The organism is Nostoc sp. CALU 1950, from assembly GCF_051172895.1.
In the GTDB taxonomy this organism is placed as follows: Bacteria; Cyanobacteriota; Cyanobacteriia; order Cyanobacteriales; family Nostocaceae; genus Nostoc; species Nostoc edaphicum_A.
Window position 1 is genome coordinate 13,708 of record NZ_JBDNJQ010000018.1, and the last position, 20,893, is coordinate 34,600.

General features: G+C 42.3%; 17 protein-coding genes. 10 read left to right on the forward strand and 7 right to left on the reverse strand.

Translation table 11 applies throughout. The features are described from left to right. Nucleotides 1–721 precede the first annotated feature (721 nt). Nucleotides 722–1,816, forward strand: coding sequence for a sensor domain-containing diguanylate cyclase (locus ABF638_RS07815; RefSeq protein WP_435021703.1), 1,095 nt, complete (start codon nucleotides 722–724; stop codon nucleotides 1,814–1,816). 34 nt (nucleotides 1,817–1,850) lie between these two features. Here the strand turns inward: ABF638_RS07815 and ABF638_RS07820 are convergent, their stop codons facing one another. Then, nucleotides 1,851–2,444, reverse strand: coding sequence for a TetR/AcrR family transcriptional regulator (locus ABF638_RS07820; protein ID WP_435021705.1), 594 nt, complete (start codon nucleotides 2,442–2,444; stop codon nucleotides 1,851–1,853). A gap of 82 nt (nucleotides 2,445–2,526) precedes the next feature. Here ABF638_RS07820 and ABF638_RS07825 point away from each other — a divergent pair, with 82 nt between their 5' ends. Then, on the forward strand, nucleotides 2,527–3,861 hold the full coding sequence (locus tag ABF638_RS07825; protein ID WP_435021707.1) for a cytochrome P450: 1,335 nt from the start codon (nucleotides 2,527–2,529) through the stop codon (nucleotides 3,859–3,861). A 44-nt stretch (nucleotides 3,862–3,905) separates the two neighbouring features. On the opposite strand, the gene ABF638_RS07830 is transcribed toward ABF638_RS07825, so the two are convergent. Together ABF638_RS07830 and ABF638_RS07835 are read right to left on the reverse strand one after the other, a co-directional pair. Next, a complete protein-coding gene (locus ABF638_RS07830) occupies nucleotides 3,906–4,496 on the reverse strand; it encodes a thioredoxin family protein (protein WP_435021709.1) in 591 nt (196 codons plus the stop codon). A 188-nt stretch (nucleotides 4,497–4,684) separates the two neighbouring features. Continuing rightward, nucleotides 4,685–6,595 (reverse strand): acetate--CoA ligase family protein, encoded by a 1,911-nt coding sequence (locus ABF638_RS07835; protein WP_435021711.1) that lies wholly within the window; start codon nucleotides 6,593–6,595, stop codon nucleotides 4,685–4,687. 313 nt (nucleotides 6,596–6,908) lie between these two features. On the opposite strand from ABF638_RS07835, the gene ABF638_RS07840 reads away from it, so the two are divergent. The 3 genes from ABF638_RS07840 (at nucleotide 6,909) to purH (ending at nucleotide 10,184) form a co-directional block, all read left to right on the forward strand. Continuing rightward, nucleotides 6,909–7,112, forward strand: coding sequence for a hypothetical protein (locus ABF638_RS07840; RefSeq protein WP_435021713.1), 204 nt, complete (start codon nucleotides 6,909–6,911; stop codon nucleotides 7,110–7,112). Nucleotides 7,113–7,409: 297 nt separating this feature from the next. Further along, nucleotides 7,410–8,246 (forward strand): cyanophycinase, encoded by an 837-nt coding sequence (locus ABF638_RS07845; protein WP_435021715.1) that lies wholly within the window; start codon nucleotides 7,410–7,412, stop codon nucleotides 8,244–8,246. Nucleotides 8,247–8,663: 417 nt separating this feature from the next. Then, a complete protein-coding gene (gene purH, locus ABF638_RS07850) occupies nucleotides 8,664–10,184 on the forward strand; it encodes a bifunctional phosphoribosylaminoimidazolecarboxamide formyltransferase/IMP cyclohydrolase (RefSeq protein WP_435021717.1) in 1,521 nt (506 codons plus the stop codon). A 366-nt stretch (nucleotides 10,185–10,550) separates the two neighbouring features. Here purH and ABF638_RS07855 read toward each other — a convergent pair whose 3' ends face one another. The 4 genes from ABF638_RS07855 to ABF638_RS07870 form a co-directional block, all read right to left on the reverse strand. After that, complete coding sequence (locus ABF638_RS07855) at nucleotides 10,551–11,060, reverse strand: PIN domain-containing protein (protein WP_435021719.1); 510 nt, start codon at nucleotides 11,058–11,060, stop codon at nucleotides 10,551–10,553. Further along, complete coding sequence (locus ABF638_RS07860; protein ID WP_435021721.1) at nucleotides 11,057–11,356, reverse strand: hypothetical protein; 300 nt, start codon at nucleotides 11,354–11,356, stop codon at nucleotides 11,057–11,059. Before ABF638_RS07860 ends, ABF638_RS07855 begins: the two co-directional genes overlap by 4 nt. Nucleotides 11,357–11,507: 151 nt before the next feature. Beyond that, nucleotides 11,508–11,831: a hypothetical protein gene (locus ABF638_RS07865; RefSeq protein ID WP_435021723.1), complete on the reverse strand. Its 324-nt coding sequence runs from the start codon at nucleotides 11,829–11,831 to the stop codon at nucleotides 11,508–11,510. Between the two features lie 66 nt (nucleotides 11,832–11,897). Next, nucleotides 11,898–12,020 (reverse strand): hypothetical protein, encoded by a 123-nt coding sequence (locus ABF638_RS07870; RefSeq protein WP_435021725.1) that lies wholly within the window; start codon nucleotides 12,018–12,020, stop codon nucleotides 11,898–11,900. Between the two features lie 129 nt (nucleotides 12,021–12,149). Between ABF638_RS07870 and gatB the strand changes: the two genes are divergently transcribed. From gatB to ABF638_RS07895, 5 genes are all read left to right on the forward strand, one after another. Further along, on the forward strand, nucleotides 12,150–13,625 hold the full coding sequence (gene gatB / locus ABF638_RS07875) for an Asp-tRNA(Asn)/Glu-tRNA(Gln) amidotransferase subunit GatB (protein WP_435021727.1): 1,476 nt from the start codon (nucleotides 12,150–12,152) through the stop codon (nucleotides 13,623–13,625). 775 nt (nucleotides 13,626–14,400) lie between these two features. Then, the gene (argJ, locus tag ABF638_RS07880; RefSeq protein ID WP_435021729.1) at nucleotides 14,401–15,642 is read left to right on the forward strand and encodes a bifunctional ornithine acetyltransferase/N-acetylglutamate synthase; all 1,242 of its coding nucleotides are present in this window, start codon (nucleotides 14,401–14,403) and stop codon (nucleotides 15,640–15,642) included. 592 nt (nucleotides 15,643–16,234) lie between these two features. Continuing rightward, complete coding sequence (locus tag ABF638_RS07885) at nucleotides 16,235–17,608, forward strand: CmpA/NrtA family ABC transporter substrate-binding protein (RefSeq protein ID WP_435021731.1); 1,374 nt, start codon at nucleotides 16,235–16,237, stop codon at nucleotides 17,606–17,608. Nucleotides 17,609–17,711: 103 nt separating this feature from the next. Further along, nucleotides 17,712–18,551, forward strand: coding sequence for a nitrate ABC transporter permease (ntrB, locus tag ABF638_RS07890; protein WP_435021733.1), 840 nt, complete (start codon nucleotides 17,712–17,714; stop codon nucleotides 18,549–18,551). Between the two features lie 260 nt (nucleotides 18,552–18,811). After that, entirely contained in the window at nucleotides 18,812–20,818 is a 2,007-nt protein-coding gene (locus tag ABF638_RS07895) for a nitrate ABC transporter ATP-binding protein (protein WP_435021786.1), read from the forward strand. Nucleotides 20,819–20,893: the final 75 nt, after the last annotated feature.

Here is a 20,893-nt window from a genome sequence, read left to right on the forward strand (position 1 = left end):
AATTGCTCTACCTAGAAGAAAATTATTCCACCGTGTTTAGAGATTTAGCAGCAAAATTTATTTAGAGGATGTTTAAAAAGTTTTGGGCGAATTATATTCCAATACAGTTCAAGATAAGACGAAAGCACTTGTAGAGACGGCGATTTATCGCGTCTCTAACTCCACCTAGCAGAAAATCAAGTTTTATAACCCGCGTAGGCGGGTTTTGTATGTGTAGCCGCGACTTCTAGTCGCAGAGGCAACTAATGACTTTTCAAACAACCTCTTAGCTTGGTTTGGTCATAGAGAAAAATTCTGCATAAATTAGAACTCCTGTTGTAACTACTTTTGAGCCTATCTCTGCGCGTCTACGCAGAGATGGTCGAGAGGGATTACAAAGTTAAGCGATCGCCTCCGTAGACCAGAAAGAGAAGTTGCAGGGGTTGGAAGCTAACTCGTGCAAATTGCGTGTATATAGACAAATTAGCGGTATCAAAAATATCAAGTTTTGACGAAGGAAGCCTGACGATATAATAAGTTTTGATAATTTTTAGCTAAAATTAATTATTTTCAAGCCGACTTTGGGCAAAAGACCTTGTAAGCATTTACATATTCAGGGATTTTGCAGAGTGAAAGCTAGGGTGACATGAACAATAGAGCAAACCAAAGGCATGAAGAACATCATATAATACAATTTTTCTGTATATTCAACAGAATGTTGATTGTCGTTGCAGAGATGTTTATGTCACGCAGCCTTGCTGCTGGAGAGGTAATTTTACGGTTGTTGCAAAATTTCCAGCGTCCCAGACTTTTCTGGCTAAGGCTCAGACACTCATCTGTGAAAACCCAAGCTGTTCCTCTACCTGAAAATGAAGCAGAAAGACTCAAAGCATTGGCGGAATACAATATTCTGGATACCCTGCCTGAAGAAGCATTTGATGATATAACTGCTCTTGCTGCCTACATTTGTAAGACTCCAATTGCTTTAATTAGCTTAGTTGATAGCGATCGCCAATGGTTTAAATCTAAGGTTGGACTAAAAGTTAGAGAAACACCCAGACAGTTGGCCTTTTGTGCCCATGCTATTCTTCAACCAGAGGATATATTAGTGGTTCCCAACGCCATCAAGGACGATCGCTTTAATAACAACCCCCTAGTCAAAGGTAATCCCAAAATTCGTTTTTATGCTGGCGCTCCTCTAATTACACCCGATGGCCTTCCTATTGGGACATTGTGTGTTTTGGATACCATTCCTCATCATCTAAGTTACCAGCAGTTAGATGCACTGCGTCGCTTAAGTCGTCAGGCGATCGCTCAGATGGAACTTATTCAGGAAGTTCGCAACCGCAAACAAGCATCGCTGACTGATGAATTAACTGGTTTGCACAACCGACGTGGTTTCTTTCTGATGGCTGAACAAGAGTTAAAAATTGCTCACCGCATGAAAGCATTGTGCTGGGTGATCTTCATTGATTTAGATGGGCTAAAACAGATTAACGACACCCTTGGTCATGATATAGGAGATGCCTTAATTATTGATGCTGGTCAATTACTCAAGCAAAGTTTTCGGAACTCGGATATTGTTGCTCGCTTGGGTGGAGATGAGTTCATTGTTTTCATCTCCAGCTACTTTAAGGACGCTGATAGCATCCAAGTGTATCTGCAAGCAAATATCGCCAAATTTAATCAACAGCAAAACCGCAGCTATGAACTTTCAATGAGTATGGGGATAGAGCGTTACTCACCAGAAAGCAATATGTCACTAGAACAGCTAATCGCTAGCTCTGACGAATTAATGTACGCTCATAAGCGTCTCAAGCGCCAATCTCTTACATGAAGGGGACAGGGGACAGGGTACAGCGGACTGGGGATTAGGTAGGGAAATTGCTTTTCAGGAAAAGCTTCAAAGCACGGCGAATATATGCCTCCCAAGGCTCAGAGGCGGGAGGAAAGATTTGAGCGTAGAGCATTGCCCCACTCATCAAGTCGAAGATTAAATCGCTGTCTGCGTCAGCCTGGATTTCGTTTGTTGTTTTTGCACGCTCGATCACGACTCGGAAGGCTTGGCGTCGCGGTTGTAGGTATTTTGCCCAGTAGACCTGGGCAAACTGCGGACTACTCGAAGCGGTGCTGAGGATCAAGGCTTTAATCTGACGACCCAAGGGAGTAAGGGTAGTTCTGGCGGCACTCTCAATGATGAGATCGAGATCACTCCAAAGACTACCAGTATCCGGTATTGATATTTCTTCTCTTAAACTTTCAATAGCATCTGCTACGAGTTCTTCTTTAGAACTATAACGCCTATAGATGGTAGGTTTCCCTACCCCAGCACGCGCTGCGATCGCTTCAATACTCATGCGTTCATATCCAACTTCCGCTAACAAATCCAAGGTCGCTTTGAGGATGGCTTGATGTGATAGGACACTCCGAGGTCGTCCGGGCGAGTTTTTGACAGATTCACTCATGAAATCTTACCGATTGACATACTCTTTTAAATTTACGATACTGTTCCGTAACTAAAATAATACCTTTTTTCCCACAAAAAAAATGACAACTTTCTCTAAAGAGCGCCTCCCTTTACCCCCTGGTAACTTGGGCTTACCTATCATTGGCGAAACAATTAGCTATTTGCGCGATCCAGGACATTTTATTGAGCAGCGACAGCAGCGACATGGAACAATCTTCAAAACTCATTTATTGGGTCAGAAGACAATTGTCCTGATTGGGGCAGAAGCCAGCCGTTTTCTGTTCACTAACGAGGGTCACATATTGGCCATGACTAACCCTTTAAGTTTTGAAGTGTTATTGGGAGCAGGTTCTATTGGGATGAAAACTGGCATTTCTCACCAAAATCTGCGTAAGCAGTTGTCACAAGCTTTCCAGCCAAGAGCTTTAGCAGGATATGTCTTCATAATGGAGGAAATAACCCGCAGCTATCTGCATAAATGGGAACGCTTGGGTACAATGACCTGGTATTATGAACTGAAAAAATACACCCTTGATGTTGCCTGTAAGTTGTTAGTGGGAGTTGATACAGCCTCGGATGAGAACTTAGAAAAAGTCTATGAAACTTGGGGAGAAGGATTGTTATCAGTTCCGATTCGATTACCTGGGAGTAAGTTTGATCGCGCAGTACACGCTCGTGAACAACTTCTTGCCAGGATTGATGAGATGATCTACCAACGCCAGCAAAATCCTTCCTTAAATCAAGATGTCTTAGGAATTTTGTTGCAAGCGCAAGACGGGGAGGGAAATTGTTTGAGTTTAGAGGAAGTGAAGGATAACGTTTTGGCATTGCTAGTCGCTGGACATGAAACCTTGACTTCAGCACTGACTTCCTTATGTTTGCTGCTAGCCCAGCATCCAGAAGTGTTAAAAGCTGCCCGTGCAGAACAAGAGCAGTTAGGGTTCATAGAATCCCTTACTCAAGAAAACCTCAAGCGAATGACCTACCTAGAGCAAGTTCTCAAAGAAGTTCTACGGCTCACCCCTCCAGTAGTTCGCAGTGGATCTAGGGAGGTGATTGAGGCATGCGAATTTGGTGGATACTTAATTCCCAAGGGCTGGAATGTACATTACCAAATCCCGGAGACTCATCAAGATCAGAATGTTTATACTGAGCCTGAACGTTTCGACCCGCAGCGCTTTGCTCCTGAACGGGCTGAGGACAAAAAAATCTTTAGCCACATACCCTTTGGTGGTGGTATCCGAGAATGTTTAGGTAAAGAGTTTGCCAGACTGGAAATGAAGTTGTTTGCAGCTATGTTAATCCGTGACTATGAATGGGAACTGCTCCCTGGACAAAATCTTGAGAGGGTTTTACTACCGTTCTCTCGTCCTCGTGATGGCTTAAAAGTGAAATTTTGTCAGCGATCGCATTAAGTATAAGTCTTCCTGTGTGAATTTCATTTTTACTGTTGTTTTTGCTAATTTACCACCTGGCTACCATGACTGCGGGGGTCATCTTGATTAGTCGTTGGTGCGACTGGGGCTGAAAACTTGGAAACTTTGCCGCTAGCTTGAGCATAAGGCAGAGACGAACCAGTAACCAAAGCTTCTAAATTGCTTGCCATAATTGTCCGGGGTTGATCGCCGATGGCTTGGGCGATGGTTTCTCCTTGCTGACTCAAAAATACAAAATGGGGAATCCCATCCACCCGATATCTCAGCATTTCTGGCAGCCACTTGGTATTATCCACATTCAGCATGACAAAATTCATCTTGCCAGCATACTCGGTTTCTAGTTGAGTGATATCTGGGGCCATTTTTTGGCAGACAGTACACCAATCAGCATAAAACTCTACTAGAGATGGTTTGCCGTTGCTGATTGCTACTTCTAACGGTGTGGAAGTCTCGCTTAACTTAGCTAGAGTTGCCGAGGTTGTTTCAGTTCGCAATCCTAAGACGAGGGAAACGCTAAGTGCGATCGCTACCATTACAATTAAGAAGTTTCTCAGACGTTTCCCAAATGTGGATTCAGGTTTTTCGGGAGAATTAACAGGTGAATCAGTACTCATAACAGAATTATTAAAACTTATTAAGCAATTCTTCTTTAGTTTAGCTGACTCCACGCGCTCTTTTCTCTCTCTCCACCTTTGAAAGCTTGAACAGGGAACCGGGGATTGGGTATCCTTAAAGATTTGAATCGGGAGTGAACTAATCCGAGTTACCCAATCCCCAGTCCCCAATCACCTATTTACTTAACTCACAAAATCGTCCCGGTTTCTTTCAAATAAACCCGTGTAAATGGTTCATCTTCACCCAAAGTATAATCTTCAATCAACCCTTTGCGACGAATAGAAATATCATTGCCTTTTCTAATCACCACAGTTGAACCATCGAAAACATCCCGCACCAGAATCATTTCAGTTTCGGTAGGATTATCCAAAACTACCATATTACTACTCTGGTAAAACATCCCCTCTTCTTCTAAGATATTTTCTGCGTACTCGGCAATCAGCAAATCAAGTTTGGGATGGCGCAGCAAAGTTTGTACATTGGTGTTGTAATCTTTGCTTAATACTTTTTTCGAGCGATTCACAAAAACTGCATCACGACAAACAGCACCTATTGTCCAATCGGGATGTTGCAAAAGGATATGGTCAATTGTCGCTTGCAGTTCTTCAACTGAGATTTTATTGAAGGTAATAATCGGTATTCTCGCATCTGTACCTGACTCAAAAAATGTTTCTAAAATATGAGAAGGCACATCAACGCTTTCACCATCAGAAGGTTTCAGATGCATTAAAATTCCCGGTGCAGCATTGATTTCCAGGATGGCAAAGTTACTGGTTTTCCAAGATTCTGCGAGACTTTTGGTCATGACATCAATCCCCAGACAAGTCAATTGGAAATGCTGGGCAATATCTTGCGCCAAGATAATATTATCGTCATGAACTGTCGGGGTTGCATCGATGCTTATACCTCCGGCTGAAAGATTGGCGACTTTACGCAGGTAAACAGTCCGTCCTTTCTCAATCACGCTGTCCAATGATAAGCGCTGTTCGTCTAGATAGAGTTCCATCGCTTCATCAATCTGAATTTTGCTCATTGGTGAGGTTGGCGTATCTAAACGTGCAGGTTTGCGGTTCTCTTGGCGAATTAACTCTGCAAGCGTTAAGTACCCATCACCGACAACCGATGCAGGACGGCGTTCTGTGGCGGCGACGAATCGACCATTGACACACAACAAGCGAAAATCCGATCCTGAGATGCTTTTCTCAACAATTATTCGGGTTAGCTGATCTTCAGGAATCGCTGCCAGTGCCCGATTATAAGCAGATATTAGTTCTTTTGAGTCTTGCACATCAGCCGTGACGCCAATTCCTTTGTGGCCTACCACTGGCTTAACTGCCACTGGGTAGCCAATTTCTCTTGCTGCCGCCAAGGCTTCCTTTTCGGAAAAGACAATATCGCCTTTAGGCACTGGGAAACCCAAGGTATTTAAAAATGCCTTACAGTCATCTTTGCGGGTGGTGAACTCCGAATCTAGATGGCTATCACAGTTAAATGTTGTTGCTACCCCCCGGACGTGTTTTTTTCCCAAGCCATACTGCATTAATCCTTCTTCCCACAAATAAAAGGCAGGAATACCTTTCTCGTAGGCTGTTCGCAATAGGGCGTAAACTGTAGGGCCACCGTAGACAGATGCGCGAAATTTATCTTGTAGCCTTACTAGTTCTCCATCAAAGGCGAAGTCTTCGTCTTGGGTAATAGCTTCAAACCAATCCCAAACAAAGTAAATTACCTCTCTGGTTGTGCGTTCATGTAGTGATTGGACACTAATCCGTGTGAAATCTTGATATGGCTTAACACTCCAGTGCTTAAAGTGTAAATCCATGTCCAGTTTTCCGACTTCGGACACAACTTGGGCAAATAGATGGGCATGGGATTCGTAAGTTTGATCGCGCAGATTTGGATAGCGATCGCCAATGCTGACAATATAATCTTCAATGGGCAAAGGCTCTCTAGAGTCGACTAGAGCAAAATCAAATACTAGCGACCCTATATTTAAATAAGGGTTAGGCCCTATATAATGCTTGAAGTTGAAAATATCGAATACATCCGTTCTTCTAGCATTAATGCGGACTAAATCACTGCTTTTTTGTAGAACCATTGATTACGAACCTTTGGCTAAACACCCTGAAATTTCAATTCTGAGTTCTGGTTTCTCAGACTTATTGATTGTAGATTGATTCACATTTATTTTGGAGAGTGATGGCTTTGCAATTAAGCTAATCAGAACCCACCCTAACTCTATTGTTAAGTATTTTTAACTATCTTAAGGCATAATTCAATCTCCATTCCTCAGCCAGGAATCAACAACGGTCAATTCATCCTGATGAGTAATCAAAGGTATAACTTTTGAAGGGTGCAACCTCACTCAATAATTTGTATAAATAGTGAGGTATCAAAAAGACAGCAAAGGTATGAATAGCACACAAGCTACTCTAAGAGATGAAATTCGAGAACTTGCTGAGGAAGCTTTTCACCAAAAGCTGATCTCTGGACATGGAGATGGGGCAGATATGAATGAGTATCAAATTGTCTACCAAGGCAAACCCAGACATCTACCACTAGAACAAGCGCGTTTTTTCTTAACTAACTTACTTTACAGAAGTCGGATTCATTAAGAATTGCCATTAGCTAGAGTTAATACCAAATTACTCACGCTCGCACGATAAATCTCCAATCGACAATTAGAAATATAGCTAACAATGCCTCTAGAAAATAACTCTAGAGGCAGTTGACGTTGTAGATTTTATTTAGTGAGTGAAAATTTAGGTAATTTTTCGGAAAAATCTTTTGGTCTAATTGCGATCGCAAATGTTAATCCTACTTATATCCAGTAATCTACCATAAGGATGGTTTGATAGTTTTAATTGTCATGGTTTAGTGAAATTTACTAACTTAAATCAGGAGTCATCACGATGGAAAGTCATATCAAACGGCAGTTGGTCATTATTGGGGGAGCCGAAGATAAAGATGGCGATTCTGTAATTTTGCGGGATTTTGTACGACGCGCTGGGGGTACAAAGGCGTACATTGTAATTCTGACAGCAGCAACGGAACTACCAAGAGAAGTGGGAGAAAATTATATTAGAGTGTTTGAGCGCCTGGGAGCCGAGAATACTCGTATTATTGATACAGAAACCCGCGAAGATGCATCTTCATCTACCGCATTGGAAGCAATTAATAAAGCAACTGGGGTATTTTTTACAGGGGGAGACCAAGCTCGAATTACCAGCATCCTCAAAGACACCGAAATCGATGCGGCGATTCATAAACGTTTCTCTGAAGGTATAGTTATCGCAGGCACAAGTGCGGGTGCTGCTGTGATGCCAGATAAAATGATTGTTGAAGGTGATTCACAGACACATCCTCGGATAGAAACTGTTGAAATGGGCCCAGGTATGGGATTTTTACCAGGGGTAGTAATTGACCAGCATTTTTCTCAGCGGGGACGCTTGGGACGCTTAATTTCAGCTTTAATACTAGAACCTGCTGTTTTGGGATTTGGTATTGACGAAAATACCGCTATGGTGGTGACAGATAACCAAATTGAAGTGATTGGTGAAGGTGCGGTTACGATTGTTGATGAATCAGAGGCTACATATAACAATATGGGCGAAATTTTGAAGGATGAGCCTTTGGCGATTTGTGGAGCAAAGCTTCATATCTTGCCACATGGATTCAAATTTGACCTCAAAACCCGTCAGCCTATCCTAAATAATGTTGCTGTACCACTTGCTTCAATCAACGCTTAATTTTTAGCTATTTCCAGTATTTTCGACAGCAACACATCCTTGGGTAAAGACGCGATGAATCGCGTCTCTACAAATGGTCTATTTGTTGCATTCTTTTTTCAAATTGGTATAAGGATATAAATTACACGAGTCAATCTTATCAAGGAAGGCAGAGGGCAGGAGGCAATACTTGTCGGTTAAGCATTTTGAACCCAAAGTTTGGTTTTGGGAAAGGGTTACTGGGTTTGGGTTAAAGGTTTTTAATTTCCCTTTCCCCCTTCCCCTTTCCCCCTTCCCCTTTCCCCCTTAACCGACAAGTATTGGGGCAGGAGGCAGTTTTCCTCCTGTCTCCTTCAATCCTCATGGTCTTGAAGTGAAGCAAGGCTTATGCAAAACTTGAGATCCTTCGCTTCTAGCCTACTTTTAAGGAATTGATTAATGGCGCGTCTAGCCCTGCTGAGTGTATCTAACAAAACTGGTATAATTGACCTAGCCCGTAGCTTGGTTGAAGAATTCGACTTTGATTTAATCAGCAGTGGGGGAACAGCCCAAGCCCTCAAAGATGCGGGACTCCCTGTCACCAAAGTTGCAGATTACACAGGTTCTCCAGAAATTTTAGGTGGTCGAGTCAAAACGCTGCATCCCAGAATTCATGGTGGTATTTTGGCACGGCGCGATTTTCCCGAAGATATTACAGATTTAGAAAATAACCAAATTCGCCCGATTGATTTAGTGGTGGTGAATCTATATCCTTTTGAGGAAACGATCGCTAAATCAGGGGTAACATTATTAGAAGCTGTTGAACAGATTGATATCGGTGGGCCAGCAATGCTACGGGCATCATCGAAAAACTTCGCCCATCTTGCTGTATTATGCGAACCAGCACAGTATGACGAGTATTTGGAGGAATTGCGCCAAAATAACGGCGTAGCATCCCTAGAGTTTCGCCAAAAGGCAGCATTAAAAGGATTTTCGCACACTGCTAGCTATGATCAAGCGATCGCATCTTATCTCGCAGAAGCACAGCAATACACCCTTAGCGGTACACAATTGCAATCTCTGCGTTACGGCGAGAATCCCCATCAACCCGCCACCTGGTATCAAACTGGTACTACTCCAACTGGATGGGCAGCTGCAACAAAACTCCAAGGCAAAGAACTTAGTTACAATAACTTAGTTGATTTAGAAGCCGCACGCCGAATTATTGCTGAGTTCACTGATACCCCAGCCGCAACGATTATCAAACATACAAATCCTTGTGGTACGGCACTAGGAAGCAGTATTTTTGAAGCCTATCAAAAAGCTTTCAATGCTGATTCTACCTCTGCCTTTGGTGGAATTGTGGCACTCAACCGTCCCATTGATGCGGCGACAGCTAGCGAGTTAACCAAAACATTTTTAGAATGCGTGGTTGCACCAAGTTGTGATGCCGAAGCTCAAGAAATCCTTGGTAAAAAATCCAACGTGCGGATTTTGACTCTAGCTGATTTGAGCAGTGGCCCCAAGGATACAGTAAAAGCGATCGCAGGTGGTTTCCTTGTCCAAACTAGCGATGATATAATTGCTGACACCAGTCAATGGCAAGTAGTGACTGAACGTCAACCCACCGACAGCGAATTAGCCGAATTACTGTTTGCGTGGAAAGTTTGCAAACACGTTAAATCTAATGCCATTGTTGTGACTAGCGATCGCACTACACTAGGAGTAGGTGCTGGTCAAATGAACCGTGTCGGCTCAGTTAAAATTGCCCTAGAACAAGCTCAAGAAAAAGCCAAAGGTGCAACTCTAGCTAGCGATGGATTCTTCCCCTTCGATGATTCTGTGAAAACAGCCGCAGCCGCAGGAATTACAGCCATCGTCCAACCAGGAGGAAGTTTGCGCGATAAAGATTCAATCAAAGCTGCTAACGAACTAGGTTTACTGATGGTTTTAACTGGTGTACGTCACTTTTTACACTAAATCATTGACCATCAAGTGTGCGGTTTTGAAAGTGTCACACAATATACTTGCTCTTTCATAGGAGTGGTGATATATTTTAGTCGTGTGTGAGGAGCAAGTTAAAAATAAAAAGCGCCTGGGGTGGAAACACGGCAACACTCCCAAGCGCTTTTTAATTTGTCAGAAATTGGATTGTTTGTACGATTTTAGATGTGTCACTCAATATACTTGCTATTTGATAGAAGTAGTGATATTCTCTATTTGTGTGTGAGGAGCAAGTTAAGAATAAAAAATGCCTGGGGTGGAAACACGGCAACACTCCCAGGCATTTTTTAATTTGCGTATATAAATGATAGAAATTAACGCTTCCAAAATAATTTCATATTTTTACTTCCAGTTAAAGACACGAATATTGTTAAAGTTAACTACGTCAATTTCTACACTCTGAAGATAACTTGCTAGTTTGAAGTCATCAGTTAGTACAAGATACTTCCCTTTAGATAAAGTCAGGATTCCACAGTCAGTAAGTCCGAATTTGATAAATTTTTCAGTATTAACAGCATCTAAACTACTTACGTAGTATTCATCCAAAAGAGCAACATTTTTAACAAATTGAGCAAATATTGCAAAGCATTGAGAACGTTCCGGTTCACCAAGTTGATTTGCAAGGCTATTAACTTCTGTCAGAATATTCGGAGTTGTTACAAGCTTTTGAAAGCGTGCAATAAATGCTAGTAGAAGCTCATAGTCTTCTGGTATAAATTGCTGGGTTCGATTAAATCTAGTTATTCGTTCTTGATTAACACTCCCAACTAAAAAGAGAAGCAGGATATTTGTATCAATTAAAACCCCTTTTTGGCAATAACGACGAATAAGGGAAGCAATCAAATCTTTCATACTTGTCTAATTTTCATTGCTTCTACTTCGCCAGTTTGAGAATTTACTTTAAAAAGTTTATATTCTCGTTCATACAGCACGGGAGTAGAACCAAGAGAGGGAGGAATTAAGTCTTCTAATCGGCTTTTAGGAGGTTTTTTAGGAATATCAAACCCTAAAGTAATCAACCAGAAGCTTTTATCCTCAGAAAGTTCAACTTCTTCAAGTCTCAAATCTCCTAATGAAGAACCCATCATGTCTTGTATGGATTTTATGTATTGATATGCAGCATTTACTGCTGTTTTGACATCAATCATAATCTTAGTTACTCCCTGAACTAATTTGCTAGTTTAATACTTAATTATAGTAATTTAACCTTATTTACTGGTAGTTAGTTAGTAGATAAGTAACAATATCTACTTCCCCTATTTTTTCAGATAATTTTAATAAAAATCAATTTAGTAAATCTTAATAGCGGGAAATATTTTGCAAAAACTCTCTGACTTCTGTTGGTTTGCAGAGAATAATAACTTGTCGGTTTGGTGTTACTTGACTAAGTTTTTCTAGAATTCCAGGACGACGAATAATTGGGTATGACCATATATATTTAAGAAATTCCCAATTCAATCTTTCAGGACAATCTGATGCCATATCAGGTCTGGATTTCCCAGCATACATCAAGCGACGTTTAATCACTCGCGACAAACATAAAAGCCGGGGAAAATCCAAAAAAATTACCGTGTCTGCAACCGACAAACGAATGTCGAGAGTAGCACTATAGTTACCATCCATAATCCAAGATTCTCGCAAGGTTAGGTCTTGGATGATACTTTGCCATTCAGTTTTTGGAGTCTCAATCTAACCAGGATTCCAGAACCAAGCATCCAAGTGAATGACTTCTAAGCCTAAAATGGTTCCCAGTTGGCGGGCTAGGGTAGATTTACCAGCACCCCCAGAACCAATAATCAAGATTTTCTTCACTTTAGGTTTGCACCTTCTTTTTCAAGCTCAACAGGGTAAGCATTACTCACCCAAATAACCGTCTTCAGCGCAACTCAATACGCCGCTACAATAGTACCCTAAGAAGGATTATGCCGAAATAGTGATATTATGACGACTGCTACGACTGTAAAAACTGAGTATGAAGCGATTATTGGTCTAGAAACCCATTGTCAGCTAAGTACTAACACCAAGATTTTTTCTAATAGCTCTACGGCATTCGGTGCTGACCCCAATACTAACATTGACCCGGTTTGTATGGGTTTGCCTGGGGTTTTACCTGTACTCAATGAAAAAGTATTAGAATACGCCGTCAAAGCTGGTTTGGCACTTAATTGTCAAATCGCTAAATATAGCAAGTTTGACCGGAAACAGTATTTTTATCCAGATTTACCCAAAAATTACCAAATTTCTCAATACGATTTACCGATCGCAGAACACGGTTGGTTAGAAATTGAGTTGGTAGATGCTGAGGGGAATCCAACTCGCAAACGCATTGGAATCACGCGTCTGCACATGGAAGAAGATGCTGGGAAATTGGTACACGCAGGTAGCGATCGCCTCTCCGGTTCTTCCTATTCTCTGGTAGACTACAATCGCGCAGGTATACCGTTAGTAGAAATTGTCTCGGAACCGGATTTGCGTTCTGGACTAGAAGCTGCTGAATATGCTGAAGAATTACGCCGGATTGTGCGGTATCTCGGCGTCAGTGACGGCAATATGCAAGAAGGATCTCTGCGCTGTGATGTCAACATTTCTGTGCGTCCAGTGGGACGAAAGGAGTTTGGCACCAAAGTAGAAATTAAAAACATGAACTCCTTCAGCGCCATCCAACGGGCGATTGATTACGAAATTGAGCGCCAAATTGCCGCCATCGAAGCAGGCGATCGCATTATCCAAGAAACTCGGCTGTGGGAAGAAGGCGCTCAACGCACAAGTAGTATGCGGGTGAAGGAAGGTTCTAGCGATTATCGCTACTTCCCCGAACCAGATTTATCACCAATTGAGGTGACAAATGCCCAATTAGAGCAATGGCGCAGCGAATTACCAGAATTACCAGCCCAAAAACGCCATCATTATGAAAGTGAGTTGGGGCTTTCGACTTACGATGCGCGAGTGTTGACAGAAGATCGTCCAGTAACCGAATATTTTGAAACTGCGATCGCATCTGGAGCAAATCCCAAAGCTGCTGCTAACTGGATTACTCAAGATATTGCAGCCCACCTCAATAAGCAAAAACTTAATATTACTGAAATCGCCCTGACTCCGATCAATTTAGCAGATATCATCACTCGCATTGAAACGGGCAAAATTAGCAATGCTCAAGCTAAACAAAAGCTGCCAGATTTGCTCAGTGGTGTTTCTCCTGAGAAAGCCTTTGCAGGTCTTGAGTTAATCACCGACCCTAGTGTACTAGAACCCATCGTTGATGAAGTTATAGCCGCCAATTCCAAAGAACTAGAAAAGTATCGCAACGGTAACACCAACCTCAAAGGCTTCTTTGTTGGACAAGTTCTGAAAAAGACAGACAAACGTGCCGATCCTAAGCTGACTAACGAATTGGTCGAGAAGAAACTGAATGCCTAGTACCGCAAGGCGGAATTCGTAATTCGTAATTCGTAATTACGTTTTGTGTCGGGGTCTAAATCCCCGTCACAAAACGTTGTGCCTGTAGATCCAGGGGACTTAAACCCCCAAACTTAGTTAAATATGATGAGTTTGTAGTAAGCACTTCAGTGCTTAAAAATCTAGGACTAAAGTCCTTACTACGAACTTATTTACCCATCGTAACTAATAAGACAGAACATTGCTGGATGAGGAGTTGCAGTAGATTTTTCAGCTGTACCCAATTTCCAAGTAAGTATTTTCCCGGTGCTTCTTTACAAAATCTTCATACAAAAGCTGGTGACAACCCGCATACGTAAAATGATATGCTGTGGTAAGTAGATGCACCCTGATGATCTGGAGAGCTGCCTAAGTGGCTCTCTTTTTTATTTTATGTTTGTAGTATTTAGGGATAATCTCATAAGATTATTAGAAATAATCTCAATTAATAAGTATTAAACCTTAGAAGATAAATGAGAGAGTGCAGTAATTATATGCACCTTGATGATCTAGAGAGCTACTTAGGTCGCTCTCCTTTTTTGCTTTGACCTTTCTTATGACGAAAGATAAAAACAATTATGCCAATCGCCAACTGGTGCATTATTATTGCCATCAGCAAATAAAAGAGATTGGGGACTGGAAACTGGGAAGCAGGGGAAGTATAGAAAAACTTATAACTCCTGACTCCTAACTCAGCCCTCAGAACTTTTCTAAGCACAAATTGACATATTTAACCTAATAGTTATAAGGAAAAATAATGGCAGATTGGCAAGAAATAACAGGTGGCATCACAGCACCAAGGGGGTATCAAGCGGCGGGAATTACCGCAGGGTTGAAACCTTCGGGGTTACCAGATTTAGCTTTGATATTCTCAGATGTGGAAGCGATCGCAGCGGGTGTATTCACCACCAGCCAAGTGAAAGCTGCTTGCGTAGAATATTGTCGCCAACGTTTGCAAGCCAAACAAAGCGCTCGTGCCATCCTCTGCAACGCTGGACAAGCAAACGCCGCTACAGGAACTCAAGGCAACCTTGATACCATAGAATCTGCTCTGGCAGTAGGTCAAGCACTAAACATCCCATCTGAATCTGTGTTATTGGCTTCCACTGGCGTGATTGGTCAAAGAATTAAGATGGATGCTTTGCGAAGCGGGATTCCCAAAGTAGTAGCAGCACTATCAGAAACAGGCTCAGATGCCGCAGCCGGAGCGATTATCACTACAGACTTGGTAACAAAATCTATTGCTTTAGAGACAACTATAATCGATCGCCCAGTGCGAATTGGCGGCATTGCCAAAGGTTCCGGTATGATTCACCCCAACATGGCAACCATGCTGGCATTTGTTACTTGTGATGCTGTAGTTTCGCCTCACCTTTGGCAACAGATGTTAGCAAGGGCAGCTGATAGAAGCTTTAATTCCATTACCGTGGATGGTGATACCAGCACCAACGACAGCTTAATCGCCTTGGCAAACGGTCAATCCCGCACCCCAGCAATTATAGAATGGGGCGCAGAAGCAGAGAAATTAGAGGCAATGTTAACAGCAGTTTGCCAGCATTTAGCCAAAGCGATCGCTCGTGATGGTGAAGGTGCAACTTGTCTCATTGAAGTGGAAGTGACTGGCGCTCATGACGAACTCTCAGCCCGACAAATAGCCAAAACTATCGCCGGTTCATCCTTAGTTAAATCTGCAATCTTTGGACGCGATCCAAATTGGGGACGCATCGCCGCCGCTGCTGGACGTGCAGGTGTGCCCTTTGAACAAGAAAACCTGCAAATTAAGCTAGGAAATTTCTTAATGTTAGAAAATGGACAACCTCTGCAATTTGACCGTGCAGCAGCAAGTGCTTATTTGAAAAAAGCATCGTTGGGTGCTTATCTGCAACAGGATACGGTGTTAATCTCCGTTAACGTTGGCAATGGTTATGGCGTGGGTAAAGCTTGGGGTTGTGATTTGAGTTACGACTACGTGAAGATTAACGCCGAATATACTACTTAAAATACTCACAATTGTTTGCTTATAGGAGTTACGAACAAAAAGATCCCCGGCTTCTTGAAGAAGTCGGGGATCTGAGCCTCTCGGTGTTTCCAAATCAAATAGTATTGCTAGATAAATCATAGTCTCAACATAATAGTGATGATAAATGAAAACTTATATATGACACATTACGACTAAAATTAAGTTAGAAAATAAACCGAGACAGTAAATCATAAAGTAAACATAATAGTCTTCATAAATAAAAGTTGATATATTAAAAATTATTCCTATAGTTAAGGATAATAGATAAATTTTTCCTTATACATCCAATCTAATATTTGTTTAATAAATCGAGACTCCGAGTTAACAATTTCGGCTTCAAAGGCTGTAAACTAATTTCAACAAGGTGAATGACACCTCTGCATCACACTAGAAAAGCAGAGCCAATAATTTAACCGAGTTTTTATATAGCTAGCTATTTCATTGATGAAATGGCTGCGATCGCTTGGTCAAATATAGCTTGATTAATCATTAATAATGCAAGAAACATAAGGTTTTTTGCCTAAATTGTCATAGCTATAAAAAATAACATTTACATTTTCAGGAGATATTTATGACAGAATTTTTTAATCAAATTTCTCGCCGCAAATTCATCTTCACAGCCGGAGCATCTGCGGGTGCTGTATTCCTCAAAGGCTGTTTGGGTAATCCTCCTGAAAACCTTACTGGTGGAAGTACTCAAGCACAGCCAACTGCTCAAACGGTTGCTAATATTAGTCCCGAACAAACACCAGAAACTACTACAGTCAAGTTAGGATATATTCCCATTGTAGAAGCGGCTCCTTTAATTATTGCCAAGGAAAAAGGCTTTTTTGCAAAGTATGGGATGACTAATGTTGACCTTTCCAAACAAGCTTCTTGGGGTGCGGCTAGAGATAACGTAGAAATTGGTTCTGCCGGTGGTGGGATAGATGGCGGTCAATGGCAGATGCCAATGCCACATTTGATTACAGAAGGTTTAATTACCAAGGGCAATCAAAAAATTCCCATGTATGTATTATGTCAATTAATTACACATGGAAATGGAATTGCGATCGCAAACAAGCACCAAGGCAAAGGTATTAGTTTACAACTCGCCAGCGCTAAGTCCCTATTCACGGAATTAAAATCCTCAACACCCTTCACTGCTGCATTCACCTTTCCCCACGTTAACCAAGATTTATGGATTCGCTACTGGTTAGCAGCAGGCGGCTTAGACCCGGATGCAGATGTCAAATTGCTCACAGTACCAGCCGCGCAAACTGTGGCCAACATGCAAACAGGAACGATGGATGCCTTTAGTACAGGCGACCCCTGGCCTTATCGCCTGGTGCAAGACAAAATTGGCTACGTAGCAGCATTAACCGCAGAAATTTGGAAGAATCATCCTGAAGAATATCTAGCCATGAGAGGCGATTGGGTTGATAAAAATCCCAAGGCTACCAAAGCAATTTTAAAAGGAATTATGGAAGCCCAACAATGGCTAGATAATTTTGATAATCGCAAAGAAGCGGCTCAAATTCTGGCTGGACGAAATTATTTCAATCTTTCTTCCCCTGAAATATTGGCAGATCCATACCAAGGCAAATATGACATGGGTGATGGTCGTAAAATTGATGATAAATCAATGGCTGCTTACTACTGGAAAGATGAGAAAGGTAGTGTTTCCTATCCCTACAAGAGTCATGATTTATGGTTCATAGTTGAAAACGTTCGCTGGGGATTTTTACCAAAAGATTACCTAGACAATAATGCTGCTAAAGCGAAAGAACTGATCAACAAAGTCAACCGCGAAGATATTTGGAAAGAAGCTGCCAAAGAAGCTGGGATTGCTACTGCTGATATTCCTACAAATACATCCCGTGGCGTAGAAGAGTTTTTTGATGGCATCAAATTTGACCCCGAAAAACCAGAAGAATATCTCAAGAGTCTCAAAATCAAAAAATAGAGATGCAATTCCTCTCTTGTAGAGACGCGATTCATCGCGTCTAGAAATATCGATTATTTACAACGGACAAATAACAAATAAAATTTGAGGAGAACACAGCATCATGACACTCGCCCAAAAACGCCCTGCAAACCCTAGATTGAGTAATAGCTTTATATCCAGCCTGAAAAAGCAATTTCCCGATCTTATACCACCAACGATCGCGATCGCAATTTTCCTCATTCTCTGGCAACTCTTCGCCTGGACTCCGGGAGCCACATTACCAGGGCCAATACAGGTTATCCAAGATACTTGGGTACTCATTCTCTGGCCATTTTATGACCGAGGTGGCATTGATAAAGGTCTATTTTGGCAGATTCTCGCTAGTCTACAACGGGTTGCTATCAGTTATACTCTAGCTGCGATCGTTGGTATTGGCTTGGGCATTTTGATTGGGGTGAATAAAACCATGTCCAAAGCTTTAGACCCCATCTTTCAACTACTGCGGACAGTACCACCTCTAGCTTGGGTTCCGATTTCTTTAGCAGCTTTACGACAAAACGAACCCGCAGCCTTATTCGTAATTTTCATCACTGCAATTTGGCCTATCTTAATTAACACTGCTGTCGGCGTTACCCAAATTCCCCAAGATTACAACAACGTCGCCAAAGTTCTGCAACTTAGCCGCAAAGAATATTTCACTAATATTTTGATTCCGGCGGCATTACCCTACATCTTTACCGGCTTGAGAATTGCGATCGGTTTAGCTTGGTTAGCGATTATCGCCGCCGAAATCGTCATGTCCGGTATTGTCGGCATTGGCTTCTTTATCTGGGACGCCTATCAAAATAACAATGTCAGCGAAGTGATTTTAGCTCTAGTTTACATCGGCGTTGTTGGGTTGCTGCTAGATAAAGCAATGGGTTGGCTGCAAAACAAGATTTTACCAGCAGAGCAAAAATAGTCATTCGTCATTAGTCATTGGTCATTAGTCATTTGTAAAAAACTAAGAACTAATGACTGTTTTCAAACTCGGAGATCCCCCCTAACCCCCCTTAAAAAGGGGGGGAAAAGAAATTCTGAAAGCCCCCCTTTTTAAGGGGGGTTGGGGGGATCTTCAAAGGCTAGGGTGCTTAAAAAGAGGTTTGAAAACACGACCTAATGACTAGATACCAAGGACTAATGGCGAAATAGAAATGACAAAGGACAAATGACAAAGGACAAATAAGTATGTTTGTAGCTGTTGACCAAATTGACAAAGTTTTTGAATTAACTGGTGGTGGCAAATATATCGCCCTTAAAGGAATCGACCTTCAAATTAGAAAAGGAGAATTTGTCTCTCTTATTGGTCACTCCGGTTGCGGTAAATCCACTCTATTAAATATGATTGCAGGTTTGGATTTGCCAACTGAGGGTATTGTCACTCTCGAAGGACAAAAAATCACCAAACCCGGCCCAGACAGGATGGTGGTGTTCCAAAATTATTCGCTATTACCTTGGCGGACAGTAAGAGAAAATATTGCCCTCGCTGTGGACTCGGTAATGAAGGGTTTACCCGCAGCCGATCGCAACGCTATTATCGAAAAACATATTGATATGGTGGGTTTGCGTCCCCATGCTGACAAACAGCCGGGAATGTTATCAGGTGGACAAAAGCAGCGAGTTGCGATCGCCCGCGCCTTAGCAATTCGTCCCAAATTACTGCTGCTAGATGAACCATTTGGTGCATTGGATGCACTCACACGCGGCAATTTGCAAGAACAACTGATGCAAATCTGCGAAGAAAATGAAGTCACTGCTGTGATGGTTACTCATGATGTCGATGAAGCCGTGCTGTTATCTGACAGAATCGTGATGCTAACTAACGGCCCCGAATCTAAAATCGGCGACATTTTAGAAGTGGATATTCCCAGACCCCGCAAGCGGATGGAAGTAGTAGAACATCCCAGCTACTACAGTTTGCGGAGTGAGATGATTTACTTCCTCAATCAGCAAAAACGCATCAAGAAAATTCGGGCGCGGAAAACTGCCGACGTTGCCCGTCATGGATTAGAAAAAGTTAACCTAGAAATTGGCTTTTTACCTCTGACAGCTTGCGCCCCCTTAGCAGTTGCTAAAGAAAAAGGCTTTTTTGTCAAGCATGGTTTAGATGAAGTTAACCTGGTGCGGGAAAGTAGCTGGCGGGGTATAGAAGATGGCATCAGTGGCGGTTACTTGGATGCGGCGCAAATGCCTTCGGGGATGCCGATGTGGCTAACTTTAGGAGGACATAATAACCAACCTCTGCCCGTTGTCACCGCGCTTACCATGACTCGCAACGGTAACGCCATCACCTTGGCAAAACACTTTTATGAACAAGGTGTACAAACCTTATCAGATTTCAAAAGATACCTGCTTCGCACCCGCGAACAACGGCACACAATGGGAGTAGTACATGCCGCATCGATGCACAACTTACTGCTGCGTTACTGGCTAGCGGCTGGAGGAATTGACCCCGATAGCGATGTGGATATGAAAACCATTCCGCCAGCGCAGATGGTAGCCGACCTAAAAACTGGAAGCATTGATGGTTACTGCGTAGGCGAACCTTGGAACTACCGCGCGGCTGTGGAAAATGTCGGCTTTACTATCGCTACCGATTTAGAAGTTTGGTTGGGACACCCCGGTAAAGTTCTTGGTGTGCGGGAAGATTGGGCAGAAAATTATCCAAATACACATATCGCCTTGACTAAAGCTTTGTTAGAAGCTTGCCAGTATTGTGCAAATCCCGAAAATACCCAAGAAATTCGCCAAATTTTAGCAGGGCGAGATTACGTCAGCACTGATTTAGAATACATTCAACTCGAAGATCCAGATAATCTCACCTGTGACTTAGATCATCCGTTGCAAGACTATGCCCATCATCAGTTTTATTCTGAATCTGCCATTAATCGCCCCAGTCGCACCGAACAAATTTGGATTATGAGTCAATTGGCCCGTTGGGGTGACACTCCCTTCCCCAGAAATTGGGTAGAAGTTGTGGAACGGGTTTGTCGAGTGAGGGTTTTCAGCACCGCCGCACGAGAATTAGGTTTGGATATTAGCTATATTCGCCAACCGATCCAACTGTTCGATGGGACTCCCTTTAACGCCGACGATCCGATCGCTTATCTCAACAGTTTGCAGATTAAACGTGATTTTTCAGTCGCGGAAGTTGTTCTTGATGCGCCAAGAAGAAAACTCGCTTCATAAAAAAATCGTGAGAGAAAGAGGGAGTGGAAGAAGTAGCACATCACAAGCGAACCTTTTATCTCCGTCAACGAGTAT